The sequence below is a fragment of the Mucilaginibacter terrae genome (assembly GCF_031951985.1).
In the GTDB taxonomy this organism is placed as follows: Bacteria; Bacteroidota; Bacteroidia; order Sphingobacteriales; family Sphingobacteriaceae; genus Mucilaginibacter; species Mucilaginibacter terrae_A.
On the sequence record NZ_JAVLVU010000001.1, the window covers coordinates 3,229,590 to 3,245,663 of the forward strand.

The 16,074-nt window shown below is 45.5% G+C and carries 7 protein-coding genes; all 7 read left to right on the forward strand.

Annotated elements, in window-relative coordinates; all coding sequences use genetic code 11:
* The first annotated feature begins 198 nt into the window (after positions 1–198).
* The 7 genes from QE417_RS13725 to QE417_RS13755 all read left to right on the forward strand — a co-directional run bounded on the left by QE417_RS13725 (position 199) and on the right by QE417_RS13755 (position 16,062).
* Positions 199–3,411: a SusC/RagA family TonB-linked outer membrane protein gene (locus QE417_RS13725; RefSeq protein ID WP_311950874.1), complete on the forward strand. Its 3,213-nt coding sequence runs from the start codon at positions 199–201 to the stop codon at positions 3,409–3,411.
* Positions 3,412–3,423: 12 nt separating this feature from the next.
* The gene (locus QE417_RS13730) at positions 3,424–5,409 is read left to right on the forward strand and encodes a RagB/SusD family nutrient uptake outer membrane protein (protein ID WP_311950876.1); all 1,986 of its coding nucleotides are present in this window, start codon (positions 3,424–3,426) and stop codon (positions 5,407–5,409) included.
* 139 nt (positions 5,410–5,548) lie between these two features.
* Positions 5,549–7,129 carry a glycoside hydrolase gene (locus QE417_RS13735; protein ID WP_311950878.1) on the forward strand — a complete coding sequence of 527 codons (1,581 nt, stop codon included), beginning with the start codon at positions 5,549–5,551 and terminating at the stop codon, positions 7,127–7,129.
* Positions 7,130–7,298: 169 nt separating this feature from the next.
* The gene (locus tag QE417_RS13740; protein WP_311950881.1) at positions 7,299–9,464 is read left to right on the forward strand and encodes a family 43 glycosylhydrolase; all 2,166 of its coding nucleotides are present in this window, start codon (positions 7,299–7,301) and stop codon (positions 9,462–9,464) included.
* A gap of 39 nt (positions 9,465–9,503) precedes the next feature.
* Positions 9,504–10,541 carry a glycoside hydrolase family 43 protein gene (locus QE417_RS13745; protein ID WP_311950884.1) on the forward strand — a complete coding sequence of 346 codons (1,038 nt, stop codon included), beginning with the start codon at positions 9,504–9,506 and terminating at the stop codon, positions 10,539–10,541.
* 102 nt (positions 10,542–10,643) lie between these two features.
* Entirely contained in the window at positions 10,644–13,790 is a 3,147-nt protein-coding gene (locus QE417_RS13750) for a glycoside hydrolase family 2 TIM barrel-domain containing protein (RefSeq protein ID WP_311950887.1), read from the forward strand.
* 7 nt (positions 13,791–13,797) lie between these two features.
* Complete coding sequence (locus tag QE417_RS13755) at positions 13,798–16,062, forward strand: prolyl oligopeptidase family serine peptidase (protein ID WP_311950889.1); 2,265 nt, start codon at positions 13,798–13,800, stop codon at positions 16,060–16,062.
* Positions 16,063–16,074 lie beyond the last annotated feature (12 nt).

A 16,074-nucleotide genomic window follows, 5' to 3' on the forward strand; every position in this document is an offset into this window, starting at 1 on the left:
AAACGGGTAGATAAAGGGCATAAATAACCTGAAATTGGCTAAATAACTTCTGAATATTCACACTTATCCAATACCGTTTATGAAAACTCATTCCAAACCTACTTAGAATTCTCAAAAATCTTTTTGAACTCTCTGTTAACAACATACCCGCTATGTTGTAATTGAAACCCTATGCCCTGAAAATTTTAAACTCATTACATGAAATCAATTTTACATTGTTTTTTAAATAAGAACGTATGGATATTGTTCTTAATGCTTGCCATGCTGTCGTTCAAACAGGCAAGCGCGCAGCAGGTAACTGTTAAAGGAACGGTTAAAGATACCTTAGGAGGCCTTGTTGGTGTTGGCGTTCGCATTGCCGGCTCGGGTCAAGGTACCTTAACCGATATTAACGGGGCCTTTCAGCTAAAAGCAGCCCCTGCCGATGTTATAAACTTTACCTACACCGGTTACGAACCTAAAACTATTAACCTCAACACTTTAAAACCACAGACTAACGGTGATTATGTATTCACCGTTACTTTAATTGCTAAAGATAATTCACTAAACGAGGTGGTTGTGGTTGGTTTTGGCAAGCAAAAAAAGGTAAACCTTACTGCGGCAGTATCAACCATTGATGCCAAAGAATTGGCTGGCAGGCCGGTGCAAAACGTAACCCAGGCATTACAGGGTTTATCGCCGGGACTCAATATATCTCAAAACAATGGATCGCTCGAAAGCCGGCCAAGCATTAACATTCGGGGCACAGGTAGTATATCAACTTTTGCATCAGCCAGCCCATTAATATTGGTTGATGGTATGGAGGGTTCGATCAATTTGCTTAACCCTCAGGATGTAGAATCAATATCAATACTTAAAGATGCCTCCGCTGCTTCAATTTATGGGTCGCGCGCGGCATTTGGTGTTATTTTGGTTACTACTAAAAAAGGTAAGGCTGGCCGTGTTAATGTTAATTATAATAACAGCTTCCGTTCAACCCGCCCGGTGCTTATGCCCGAAATGATGGACTCATATACCTTTGCCCAATACTTTAATGCTGCCGGTACGAATGCCGGCACCGCTCCGCACTTCAGTGCCGAACATCTGCAGCGTATATTAAATTATCAAAACGGAACACTTAAAGCATCGGTAATACCAACCCCTAACAATCCTAATTTTTGGGGCGAAGGCTATGCCTATGGTAACGATAATAATGATTGGTATGATGTAATGTACCGCAAACAGTCGTTTTCGCAAGAACATAGTTTAAGCATAAGTGGGGGCAATGATAAAACCACATTCTACCTTGCCGGCAATTTGCTCGATCAGGGAGGTTTGATGACCTTTAACCAAGATGTATACAGCCGCCATTCATTAACGGCCAAAATATCATCAAAGTTATCTTCATGGGCCGAATTCAACTTCACTAATCGTTTTTTGCGTGAGGGTTACCAACGTCCGGCCAATTTAACCGATACCTTTTACCAGGATCTGGGCCGCCAGGGATGGCCAACATTGCCATTGTACGATCCTAATGGTTATTTGTTCAGCTCGCCATCTCCGGCATTGGGTATGCGCGATGGCGGTAAAGATAATAACCGTACCGAAACCATTTACCAGCAGTTTCAATTAGTGTTGGAGCCTGTAAAAAGCTGGAAAACATTTATCGACCTTAACTATCGTACCCGTAACGATTTTCGTCACTGGGATTCGCAAATGCTGTACAACTATGATGTAAAGGGCAACCCTTATGTGTACAAAAACTCATCGAACGTGTACGAGTATGGTTTTAAAGAAAACTACTATAACATTAACGCTTACTCTGAATATACAAAATCCTTACAAAAGCACAATTTTAAAGGTATGGTGGGCTTCCAGCTCGAAAAAACCGGATATCGTGATTTAAGTGCACAACGTAATGGTATAATTGTATCATCGTTGCCAACACTCAACACCACATCGGGTACCGATTACAGTGGCGCTGTGGTTGCACCGGTAGTTTCCGGGCAGTACCAAAACTGGTCTACCATGGGTTTCTTCAGCAGGATTAATTATGACTATGATGGCCGCTACCTCATTGAAGGTAACCTGCGCTATGATGCTACTTCACGCTTCCGGGCCGATAAACGCTGGAACTGGTTTCCTTCGGTATCGTTAGGCTGGAACGTTGCCCGCGAAGACTTTTTCAAACCTCTTGCCCAAGCCATCAGTACTTTAAAATTCAGAGCATCATACGGTTCATTGGGTAACCAGAATACTAATTTATGGTACCCAACCTATATTACTATGCCAATAGGTACAGCATCGGGTAGCTGGCTAATTAATAATGCAAGGCCTAATACGGCCAGTTCGCCTTTACCAGTAAGTACAACCCTGTTTTGGGAAACCGTTAGAACTTATAACCTGGGTTTAGATTGGGCAGCCTTAAACAGCCGCTTAACAGGCTCGTTGGATGTTTTTGACCGTAAAACTGCTAACATGCTTGGTAAAGTTGGAGAATTGCCGTCAACATTTGGTACAACTATACCACCAAGCAATAACACCGACTTGGTTACTAAGGGCTTTGATCTGGAAATTGCATGGAACGACCGCCTTAAAAACGGGCTGCGTTACGGTGTAAAATTCATCTTGTCTGATAATCAAACAACGGTTACCCGCTTCCTGAATATCACAAAAGATATTGGACAATACAGGGAAGGGCAAAAACTTGGCGAAATATGGGGTTATACCACATTAGGTATTGCTAAAACGCAGGCAGAAATGAATGCGCATTTAGCATCTTCAACTAATGGGCAAAGCGTATTTGGTTCGCAATGGGCGGCTGGCGATATTATGTATGCCGATTACAACGGCGACGGTAAAATTGACTGGGGTAACTGGACAGAGGGGAACTCTGGCGATGCTCATATTATAGGCAATAGTACCCCGCGTTTCCGTTTTGGTTTTGATCTTAACGCGGCATGGAAAAACTTTGATGTACGTGCCTTTTTACAAGGCGTAATGAAACGTGATTACTGGCAAGGCAGCTCTTTCTTTTGGGGCGCTGTAAGCGATAAATGGTGGTCGATGGGTTTGGTGCAACACCAGGATTATTTCCGCGCCAACCCAACCGATCCAATGGGTCAAAACCTCGATGCTTATTACCCGCGGCCGCTGTTTGGTACGGGTAAAAACCAACAAACACAAACCCGCTACTTGCAGGATGCTTCATACATCCGCTTAAAAAACCTGCAAGTAGGGTATACCTTGCCTGCATCGGTAAGCAAAAGGCTGCATATGCAAAACCTCCGTTTGTTTGCCTCGGGCGAAAACCTGTGGACCGGTACCGGCATGGCCAAAATGTTTGACCCGGAAACGGTTGATGGTGGTGTAGGTGGTAGCGTGTATCCGCTGTCGAGAGTACTGTCGTTGGGTTTAAGTGTAACGTTTTAACAAGTATCGGTCATGAAATTATTTAACATAAAAAGCAGTATATTTTTAGGATTGGCAGCAGTTGTTATGCTTTCTCCATCCTGCAAAAAGTTTTTAGAAGAAACCCCGCCATCAAACATAACTCCTGAGAGTTATTTGAAAGAAGAAAATCAGTTGGCGGCCTATGCTATCGGTCAGTACACTGCGGTATTGCCCTCACACGCCAACTGGTCTTTTGGTACGTTTGGCATCGATGGCAATACCGATAATATGGCCATACCGGCATTAGATAATAAATACATGCCTGGTTTATGGCGTGTTGATGCCAGCGGAGGTCCATGGGAGTTTACCAATATTTATAATTCGAATTACTTTCTTGAAAGGGTTGTGCCATTATGGAAAGCAGGAGGCATATTAGGTAACACCGAAAATATTAACCATTATATCGGGGAGGTATACTTTTTGCGTGCTTTCGAGTACTTTAAAAAAATGCAAATATTTGGTGATTTTCCGATCATCAAAAATACAATGGCCGATAACCTTCCCTTATTGATAGAGGCAAGTAAGAGAAGGCCTCATAGCGAAGTTACCCGCTTTGTACTTTCTGACCTTGATTCGGCTATCACCCTATTAAAAACTGTGTCGCCCGATGGGAAGAAAAACCGTATTTCAAAAGCTTGTGCACAATTACTAAAGTCGCGTGTGGCTTTATATGAAGGCACCTGGCTTAAATACTTTAAAAACACAGCTTTTGTGCCCAACGGCAACGGTTGGCCTGGGCGTGCCAAGGATTACAATGCAAACTACCAATATGCTTCAGGCAGTATCGATGCCGAAATACAGTACCTTTTAGAGCAATCAATGTCCGCAGCCCAGGCCGTGGCCGATCAGGTTGCACTTGTTAATAACACCGGTCTTATCGAGTCTATAAATAACGAAAACCCATACATCAATATGTTTGGCGCGCTCGATATGTCGGGCTATAGCGAGGTGTTGTTATGGCGCCAGTATAACCAAAATTTGGTAACGCATAATGTACCTGTGGCAGCACAGGCCGGCAATTATGCAGTGGGTTTAACCCGTAGCATGACCGAGAGCTTTTTAATGGCAAATGGCTTACCTATTTATGCACCGGGCAGTGGCTACAAAGGAGATGATTATGTTAAAGATGTACGCATAGATCGTGACGGCCGGTTAAACCTATTTTTGAAAGAACCAGGCCAGCGCAACGTGCTCATTAATTTAAATATGGCTACCCACGCCACCGAAATAGAGCCAATACCGCGTATTGCCGAGCCCAGCTATGAGCAAAAATATACTACCGGTTACGCCATACGTAAAGGCTTAACCTATGATGCACAGCACTGCCGTAACGGTTCGGGCTTTACAGGTAGCATTACATTCAGGGCTGTTGAGGCTCACCTCAACTATATTGAGGCCTGCTACGAGCGCAATGGTGTACTTGATGGTAAGGCTCAAACCTACTGGCAACAAATACGTACCCGTGCCAAGGTGAGTACCGATATTGCCAAAACCATTAATGCTACCGATATGAGCAAAGAAACCCTGGATTGGGGAGCCTATTCGGGCGGAACATTAATTAGTCCTACCTTGTATAATATTCGCCGCGAACGCCGCAACGAGTTGATGGCCGAAGGATTAAGAATGATGGATCTAAGACGCTGGAAAGCATTAGACCAGCTTATTACTACGCCATACCATGTTGAAGGCTTTAAACTTTGGGGCCCAATGCGCTCTTGGTTTACCCCTGCTCAAATTGTTTACGGCGCAAATGGTGTGGTATCTGACCCGGCATTAGGGCAGTACCTGCGCCCTCACCAAATACGCAGTAATGCCGACTCGTACAGGGGCAGCCGCTGGGCATTGGCACACTACCTTAATCCTATTGCTATACAGCATTTTAACCTGACCGGTAACGGTGGCGATGCCAATAGTTCGCCAATTTACCAAAACCCCGGATGGCCAATGACCGGTGGTGCCGGTGCAATTGGTTATTAATCAATGTAACAGGATATGTACAATCTTTAAGCATTTAATTGTGCAGTTTTATAAATAGTTCAGGCTGGCGGGCGAAAGCTTCGCCGGCTTGTTTTTTACCACAGAAAATCATTTATTGCCGCACCTATCATTACAAATTATGAAAGTTTATAAAATATTTTTGTTGCCTGGCTTACTGGCGCTTGCATCATACACTTCAAACGCCCAAACGGCATCGCAGCCGTTGGTTATTACGGTTGATGCCAAAAACACGGCGCAAACTATTCATAACTTTGGCGCATCGGGCTGCTGGTTTTCGGAAGGGATTGGTAAATACTGGCCGGTTGCCACCCGCGAAAAAATGGCCGAACTGCTTTTTAGCAAAGCAAAAGCAGCCGATGGCAGCCCAAAAGGAATTGGCCTTTCGGCATGGCGCTTTAATATAGGCGGTGGTACGGCCGAACAGGGCGATAGCAGCGGTATAAAAGATTTTCGTAAACGGGTAGAATGCTTTTTATCCTCGGATGGTACTTACGACTGGAACAAACAAGCCGGTTATCAATGGTTTTTGCGCAAAGCTAAAACTTATGGGGTCGAAAACCTGATCGCATTTTCAAACACGCCACCAGTACAGTTTAACCAAAACGGGCGTGGCTTTAAAACCGTAAAGGATTACAAAGCCAATTTAAAACCTGATAAGTACAATGCATATGCCGACTTTTTAACCGAAGTAATTAAGCATTTTGATAAAGAAGGCTTGCATTTTAACTACATAAGTCCGGTTAATGAGCCGCAGTGGGACTGGTCGAACAAGCCCGGCGAAGCCAGCCAGGAAGGCAGCCCCTGGAGCAATGCCGACATACACAAGGTAATTACGGCCGTTGATGCATCACTCGAAAAAAAGAAACTTAGCTCACAGATATTGACTACCGAGGCCGCTATGCTTACTTACATGTACAGCGGCAAATCATCGGCATCAAAACAAATACAAAATTTTTATACCGATACAGCAAAGCTGAGCTTTAACACGCTGAAGCATGTGCCACGTTTTATTGCCGGGCATAGTTACTTTACCGATTCGGGCGATAGCAGCATAGTTGCTGTGCGTAAAACCCTGGCCGATACGGCGAGCAAATACGGCATTGAGTACTGGCAATCAGAATATTCGATGTTGGGCGATGGTTTTAGAGAGGGCTCTAAAGAAAAGCGCAGCCAGATAGACTGCGCCCTGTTTTTAGCCAAAATGATTAACCAGGATTTAACTGTAGGTAACGCCGCTGCCTGGCAATTATGGAATGCCTGGGAACCCGGTAGCGCTGAGTTTGATACCCGCTATTACCTGCTGGCTTTAAAACCCGCCAATGCCGAATATACCAATGGCGATTTTGCCATCACCAAAAATCTGTGGGCTATGGGCAACTACAGCCTGTTCGTTCGCCCTGGTATGAAGCGTGTAAGCACCGGCCGTAATGATGGCTTAAGTGCCGTAAAAGTAGCGCAAGATGTAATGGTTGCGGCATTCACCGGTGGAAAAGACAAGCTGGTAATGGTGATTATTAATTATACTGATAAGGTTAGAGATATTGTACCGGAGTTGAAAAACCTTAAAACAGTTAAGCAGTATCAAACTTATGTTACATCGGCCAATGCCGCAGATAATTTGAAACCATCGGGCATACAAAAATTTAATAAAACCATTAGTTTATTACCACGCTCGGTTACAACAGTTGTTTTTAACTAAAATAGCCTGGCAAGAAGAGAAGCGGAAATTTACCCCCTGTTATTTATCAAATTGCCCCTTACATACCAACCGTTATTGTGGTTTATTTGTAATGTGCCAATAAACCATAGCAGGGGTCTGTATCTCTGTAGAGGCTTTAAATTTCTTGTTTAACTATATCTGCTGTTTTATGTCCCAAAATCTGTTGTGTAAACTGTTCTGTTTTTTGCTGCCCCTGTTGGTTCAGGCAAATTGCTTTGCGCAAAAAAAGCAAGCCAATAATGCTTGCAGTGCCTACCTGTTTACCTATTTTACCGGCAACAGTAAAGATGAGGAAGCTATCCGTTTTGCATTAAGTACCGATGGGTACCACTTCCGGGCTTTAAATGGTAATAAACCAGTTATATCATCGGCTGCTATAAGCGCAACCGGCGGCGTGCGCGATCCGCATATTTTGCGCGGTGCCGATGGCAAAACGTTTTACATGGTAGCTACTGATATGGTTTCGGCCAATGGCTGGGATTCTAACCGGGGTATGGTGCTGCTCAAATCAACCGATTTGATTAATTGGAAATCGGCCAAGGTGCACGTACCGACCAGGTTTCCGGCGTTTGCCGCTGTTAACCGGGTATGGGCACCGCAAACCATTTATGATGCCAAGACGGGCAAGTATATGGTATACTGGTCTATGCGGGCGGGTAGCGATCCTGACAAGATCTATTACGCTTACGCCAATAAAGACTTTACCGATTTTGAAAGCGAGCCAAAACAATTGTTCTTCAAGCCCGATAATGGTGCCACTATTGATGGCGATATTGTAAGTAAGGACGGTAAGTTTTACCTCTTCTTTAAAACAGAAGGCTCGGGCTCGGGTATCAAAATAGCTGTTTCGGATAAATTGACCGAAGGCTATGTGCTCAAAGATAAATATGTACAACAAACCCCTGACCCGGTTGAGGGCGCAGGCGTTTTTAAATTAAACGATGGCAAAGGCTATATTTTAATGTACGATTTGTACACCAAAGGCAAATATCAGTTTACCAAAACCATCGACCTTGAAAACTTTAAAGTGGTTGACAGCGAGGTAAGCATGAACTTTCACCCGCGCCACGGTACTGTTTTGCCTATTACTGCACAAGAGCAGCAGGCTTTAATCGGCAAATGGGGCAAAGCTGCTGATATACTTCAAAACATAGGTTCGAAAGCCATAAAGCAGCGTAACATAGCTATAGATACAGTTGCCAAAACATTGCAATTGCAGGTGTTGCCGGGTAGCAACCTCAGCAGCTTTAACCCGCAGTTTGCCGCAATGCAGGGTGTTAAAATATTGCCATCAACGCCACAAAACTTTACTAAGGGAGCGGTTAAATACACGGTGGCTATATCAGGGCAAAAGCCGCAAACCTATACTGTTTCGGTAAAGGATTATCACAACGCTATTTTAAATGGCTCATATGCCGATCCGGACATTATCTTCTCTAAAAAGATGGGGAAATACTACCTGTACCCAACCAGCGATGGTTTTACAGGCTGGAGCGGCACCTATTTCAAAACCTTTTCATCGCCCGATCTGGTGCATTGGAAAGACGAAGGCGTAATACTCGATTTAGCCAAAGATGTAAGCTGGGCTAAAAAGAATGCCTGGGCACCAACCGCTATTGAAAAAGAGGTTAACGGAAAATTCAAGTACTATTTTTACTTCTGCGCAGCGCAAAAAATTGGCGTAGCCGTGGCCGATAACCCTGCCGGGCCGTTTACTGATTTGGGCAAACCATTGATTGATAAGCTACCCGAAGGCGTTAAAGGCGGTCAGCAAATTGACCCGGCCGTTTTTTACGACCCGCAAACCCGCAAAAACTACATCTACTGGGGTAATGGTTACATGGCTGTTGCAGAACTGAATGATGATATGGTTTCGGTAAAAGAAGGCACTACTAAAATCATTACACCCGATAAAACCTTCCGCGAGGGTTGCTACGTGATATTCCGCAAAGGTACCTATTACTTTTTATGGTCTGAAGATGATACCCGCAGCCCTAACTACCAGGTAAGGTACGGAACCTCAACATCGGCTACGGGGCCCATAACCATCCCGGCCAACAATCTTATTTTAAGTAAAGATGCCGCTGCCGGTATTTACGGCACGGGGCACAACTCGGTAATACAAGTACCGGGTAAAGATGAATGGTACATTGTTTACCACCGCTTTACGTATCCCGGCGGCATCAATATGGGAGATGCGGCAGGCTACAACCGCGAAGTATGTATTGATAAGCTGGAGTTTAACGCCGATGGCAGTATTAAACCTACAGCGCCCACTCATAAAGGCATAAAGCCGTTGGGTGGCAATAAATAAAACCGCTGCAGGCAATGCAGCAAAAAACTATCTGGATAAATGAAAACAACAGTAATTTTTAAATACGCAACAGGCATACTTTTAATATCGGCACTAACGGCTGGTTTAACCGCTGCCAACATGGGCGTAAGCTTGCATCCTGCAGAACATATAAAACCCGAAAAAAAGAAAGAATTTACCCCCGGCGAACTTTGGTACGATACCGATGGTAACCTGATAAACGCGCACGGCAACGGCATACTAACCGTGGGTAAAACCTATTATTGGTTTGGCGAAAAGCGTGGTTCGCACGAGTCGGGAGGGGTGAACGTTTACTCCTCAAAAGACCTGTACAACTGGAAGTTTGAAGGCCTGGCGCTTGCCCAGTCAAAAGACCCTGCCAGCGATATTACCGAGGGCTGCGTAATGGAACGCCCCAAGGTTATCTACAATAAAAAGACCAAAAAATACGTGATGTGGGTGCACCTCGAGCTTAAAGGCAAAGGTTACGCCGCAGCACGCGCCATGGTAGCCGTGAGCGATAAAGTTACTGGTCCGTACCAATATATTAGCAGTTTCAGGCCAAACGGCAACATGTCGCGCGATATGAATTTGTTTGTAGATGATGATGGCTCGGCGTACCACATTTACTCGTCTGATGAGAACATGGATCTGCGCATAGCCAAGCTATCCGACGATTATCTGACCTCGACAACCGAAGACAAGATAATTTTCCGCCGCCAGCGCGAAGCCCCGGCTTTAATGCGTTATCATGATAAATATTACCTCATTACCAGTGGCTGTACCGGCTGGGCACCCAACAAAGCCAGCGTACACGTGGCCGATAACTTGTTTGGTCCGTGGACACTGGTAGGCGACCCCATGGTTGGTCCCGGTGCCGATAAAACTTTTGGCGGGCAATCAACCTACATACTGCCGCTGGCCGGTAAAAAAGATGCTTTCATTTTTATTGCCGATAAGTGGAACCCTAAAGATTTAAAAGACAGCAGGTACCTGTGGCTACCCATTCAGTTTAAAGATGATAAGCTGACCATTGAGTGGATGGACAAATGGAACCTGGACTTTTTTAAGAAATAAAACTATACCCCAGGCTTGTAAAGGCCGGGGGTTAAAATGCTGTTGAACATTAATAAGATTGTTGTAGATGTTCTGTTGCAATGGCGCTAATTTTAGAATGTTATGCAACTACTACCCCTGTTACCATCCTTAAAAAAAAGTATTGGCGCTCTGCTGTTATGCGCTTGCCTAACTCCTGCAAAAGCACAAAAGCCCGCCTGGTTAGACGAAACCAACACCGAAGAGAACCGCATGAAAATGCACAGTTCATACTTCAGTTATGAAAGCGAGGCTCAGGCTGCCAAAAACAGCTGGCAATCATCGGCTAATTATCAAAGCCTTAACGGTGCCTGGAAATTCTTTTGGGCCCAGCAGCCCGATGGTTTACCCAAGAACTTTGAATCGGTTGGATTTAATGATAGCGGCTGGAAAAACTTTAATGTACCCGGTAACTGGGAAATGAACGGTTACGGGTTTCCCATCTATACCACATCGGGCTTTGAGTTTACTTACCTCATGCCCAACAAAACGGCCAACCCGCCCATGGTACCCATGAATGTGAACAACACGGGCGTGTACCGCCGCGAGGTTGTGGTACCCGACAACTGGAACGGCAAAGAAGTGATATTGCACGTAGGTGCTGCCAAATCAAATCTTTCGGTTTGGGTAAACGGTAAATATGTAGGCTACGGTGAGGATAGTAAACTACCATCGGAGTTTAACATTTCACCATATCTTAATAAAGGCAAAAACCTTATTGTAATGCGCGTAATGCGCTGGTGCGATGCCAACTACATTGAAGACCAGGATATGTGGAGGCTAAGCGGTATAACCCGCGATTGTTATCTCATGGCCCGCAACCCGGTGCATTTGTACGATGTTGAGCTTATTCCTCATCTCGATTCGTTGTACAAAAATGCTACGCTTACAACTACACTTACCCTAAACCGTAAACCACAAACGTCGGTAACGGCTGATGTAGAACTTAATGACAACAGCCGGGTGGTATTAACCCGCACAGTTAAAATCGATACCTCGGCTTCGCTTACATTTAACCTACCAGTTACCGCCCCCAAATTATGGACCGGCGAAACACCCAATTTGTACGATGTAGTGGTAAAACTGCGTAATGCCAAAGGCGAGATAATTGAGGTAATCCGTCAAAAAGTCGGCTTCCGCGAAGTTGAAATTAAAAACGGGCTGTTTATGGTGAACGGCAAACCGGTAATTATTAAAGGTGTAAACCGTCACGAAACCGACCCGGTTACCGGGCAAACCATTACCCGCGAGGCCATGCTGAAAGATATTCAGCTGATGAAGAAATTCAACATTAACGCTGTGCGTACCAGCCATTACCCTAATAGCGAGGTATTTTTAGACCTGTGCGACCAGTATGGTATTTACGTAGTGGGCGAGGCCAATATCGAATCGCACGGTATGGGCTATGATATTACCCAAACCATGGCCAACCGCCCAACCTGGATGCAGGCACACTTGCGTCGCTGCCAGCGCATGATTGAGCGTGATAAAAACCATGCATCCATCGTTATATGGAGTATGGGTAACGAGGCCGGTAACGGGTACAACTTTTATTCGTGCTACTTGTGGATGAAAGAGCGCGACCCAAGCCGCCCCATACAATATGAGCGTGCCGTGGCCGATTACCGCAACCTGATTTGGGAGTGGAACTCGGACATTATTGACCCTATGTACCCAACACCTGCCGGTATGCTGGCTTATGTTAAAAACAACCCCAAGCCTAAGCGTCCGTTTATTATGTGCGAGTATGCCCATGCCATGGGCAACTCGTTAGGTAACTTTACCGATTACTGGGACATCATCCGCAAAAACAAGAACCACTTTCAGGGCGGCTTTATATGGGATTTTGTTGACCAGTGCTTTCAACGTGTAAATGCCAAGGGCGATACCGTATACACCTACGGCGGCGATTATGAAGACAAAGAAGCCATAACCGATTGGAACTATGCCGCCAAAGGTATTTTTTATGCCAACCGCACTCCGTATCCGCACGCCTGGGAAATGAAAAAGGTCTATCAGGATATTCATACCACGCTAATTAGCGGCAATAAATTAGAAATATACAACGAAAAGTTTTTTACCAACCTGAGTGATGTAAAGCTGGATTGGGAAGTAGTGGTTAACGGAAAAAAAGTGCAGCAAGGTTCGTTAGCCAACGTAAATGTCAGGGCACAGCAAACGGCATCTTTCAACTTGCCTTTAAAAAATCTTCCGGCAGGCGAAGCATTCTTAAACTTGTCGTTTAAAACTAAAGATGCACAGCCGTTAGTACCTGCAGGCTACGAAATTGCAACCGAGCAGTTAAGCCTGGGCGGTAGTTATAAAAATGCCATTGCTGTAAAAGGAGAGGGTGGTTTAAACATGAAAGAGGGCGATGGTAAACTCACCATCAGTTCATCGGGTGTAAAGGTGTCGTTCGATCAAAAAACGGGCTTTTTAACAAGCTACGAAGTGGGTAAGCAACAATACATTGATGCCAAAGCAGCGCTTAAACCTAATTTTTGGCGTGCACCCAACGATAATGATTTTGGCGCAAGCCTGCAAACCAAGCTCAAAGCATGGAAAAATACCACCGAAAAGCCTGTTTTAAAAAGCCTGACTTCAACCATTGAAAACAATGTGGCTGTGGTGAAGGCCGAGTACGATTTGCCCGAGGTTTTCTCGAGATTGAGCGTTGATTATACCCTTAACGCTAAGGGTGAGTTATTAACTCACCAAAAATTAACCGTGCTCGATACATCAAAAAAAGTAGAGATGCTGCCCCGTTTTGGTATGCAGTGGATATTGCCGGCCGGGTTCAACAGCATTGAATACTACGGCCACGGCCCTTACGAAAACTATCAGGACCGCAACTTTGCCAGCAATGTGGGCTTGTACAAGCAAACGGTTGATGCGCAGTTCTTTCCTTACGTAACCCCGCAGGAAACCGGGAACAAAACCGGCGTGCGCTGGTACAAAGTAAGCAACGGTAAAGGCAAAGGCCTGCAGGTTACGTCGAACACGATGCTAAGCGTGGGTGCCCTGCACTACTTCGACAGTGATTTGGATGATGGCGATAAACGCCACCAACGCCACGCGGCCGACTTGGTTAAACGCCCGCAAACCCAATGGAATATTGATTTTAAACAAATGGGTGTAGGAGGTATTGATAGCTGGCGTTCACGACCAATGAGCCAATACCAGTTGCCTTACGGTAATTATGAGTTCAGTTTTTTAATTAAGCCGCTTTAATTTCAACATGCACCCTCAACTCAAATTTACACATAAGTTATATCTTACTGCCTCACTTGCCTTTGGCTTGTTAACAGGCACGGCTTCGGCGCAGCAGCGTGCGGGTGCGCAATATTTCCCCTCGCGCGATGAAATGCTGAAGAACTATGCCCACGCCACGCTGACCGATTCGGCCGTTAAGAACACGGTTTTTAAAACCACCGTTATACCAGCCTGGAAACCAGATGGCAAAGGATTTATTTACCGTAACATCGTTTCAAAAGACAGTAGCGCACAATACGTTTATGTAGATGCCGAGAAGGGCACTCGCCAAACCGCGTTCGATGCTGATAAATTGACGGCGGCACTAAGCACAGCAAGCGGCACTACGGTTAGCAAAGACAGGCTGGTGCTGTACGATTTAAAATGGCTGACCGATGGCAGCACGCTCGAGTTTCGTTACAAGAACCGCTTTTATAACGTCAACCTAAATATTTATGCAGCTACATTGGTTGCTACCAAACCCACTCAACCTTACCGTTGGCGTGGTAGGCGCGATAGTATATCGCCCGATAAAAAGTGGGTGGCTTTTATTAAAGACTATAACGTGCACATACGCCCGGTAAACGGTGGAGAGGCTGTTAAGCTAAGCACCATCGGCACCAAAGAAAAACCTTTTGGCGAGTTGCGCTGGGCACCAAACGGGCATTACCTCATAGGTTTTCACACCGATCCGCGTGAGCTGAAAAAGGTATACCACATTTTAACCTCGTTGCCCAACACCACCCGTGGCGAATTGCGCTCACAACCCTATGCGCAACCCGGCGATGAGTTTACATCTTACGAAATGTACACGTTTGATGTAGCCAGCCACAAAGAACAAAAGGTAAAGGAAGAAAAAATAGACTTTTTAGGCGTGCCCGATTTAAGCTGGGAAAAGGATGGCAGGCACTTTATTTATGAAAAAGCCGACCGTGGCCACCAGCGTTACCGCATCATAGAGGTTGATGCCCAAACAGGAACCGCCCGCACATTAATCGAAGAAAAAACCAAAACGTTTATATACGAGCAGCGCATCTATATGAAACATTTGCCTGCCACGGATGAAATTGTATGGTCATCAGAAAAAGATGGCTGGCGGCACCTGTATTTGGTTGATACCAAGGTAGGCAAAATTAAAAATGCCATAACCAGCGGCAATTGGGTGGTGCGTAGTATTGACAGCATTGATGCCGTTAAACGCGAGGTATGGTTCACCGCCAGTGGCATGAACAAAGGCGAAGATCCATACTTTATCCACTATTACCGCATCGGGTTCAATGGTAAAAACCTCATTAGCTTAACCCCGGCAGCAGCCAATCACCAAGCGACCTTCTCCAATGATAAAAAGTACTTTACCGATACCTATTCTACTATTAATACCGCACCGGTTACGGCGTTGTACCGCACTATTGATGGTAAAAAGGTAATGGATTTGGAGCAGGCCGATATAAGTAAATTGATGGCAACCGGGATTAAACTACCCGAGGTTTTTGTGGCCAAAGCCCGCGATGGCGTAACCGATTGCTGGGGCATACTCTGCCGCCCTTCAAACTTTGATGCGCAAAAGAGTTACCCCATTATCGAGTACATTTATGCCGGGCCGCATGATTCATTTGTGCCCAAAAGCTTCCGTGCCTGGAGCGAGATGCAAAGCATAGCCGAACTGGGCTTTATGGTGGTCATGCTGGATGGTATGGGCACGGCCAACCGTTCCAAAGCGTATCATGACGTATGCTGGAAAAATCTGGCCGATTCAGGTTTCCCCGACCGTATTTTATGGATGAAGGCACTGGCCAACAAGTATAGCTACCTCGATACTACCCGTGTGGGTATTTTCGGTACGTCGGCCGGTGGGCAAAGCTCAACCGGTGCGCTATTGTCTCACCCCGAGTTTTATGATTGCGCGGTATCGGCCTGTGGTTGCCATGACAACCGGGTTGACAAACAATGGTGGAACGAGCAATGGATGGGCTACCCTGTTGGTCCGCATTATGCCGAGCAATCCAACGTAACCAATGCCCATAAACTGAAAGGCAACCTGTTACTTATTGTGGGCGAGGCCGATATGAATGTTCCGCCCGAATCGACCTACCGTGTAGTTGATGCGCTGATTAAGGCTAATAAGGAATTTGACCTGCTCACTGTTCCGGGAATGGGGCATAGCGACGGAGGGCCGTATGGCCGCCGCAAACTGCGCGACTTTTTTGTGAAACACTTAATGGGCGTTGACCCGCCTAACCGAAATTTATAAATTAACTATTTA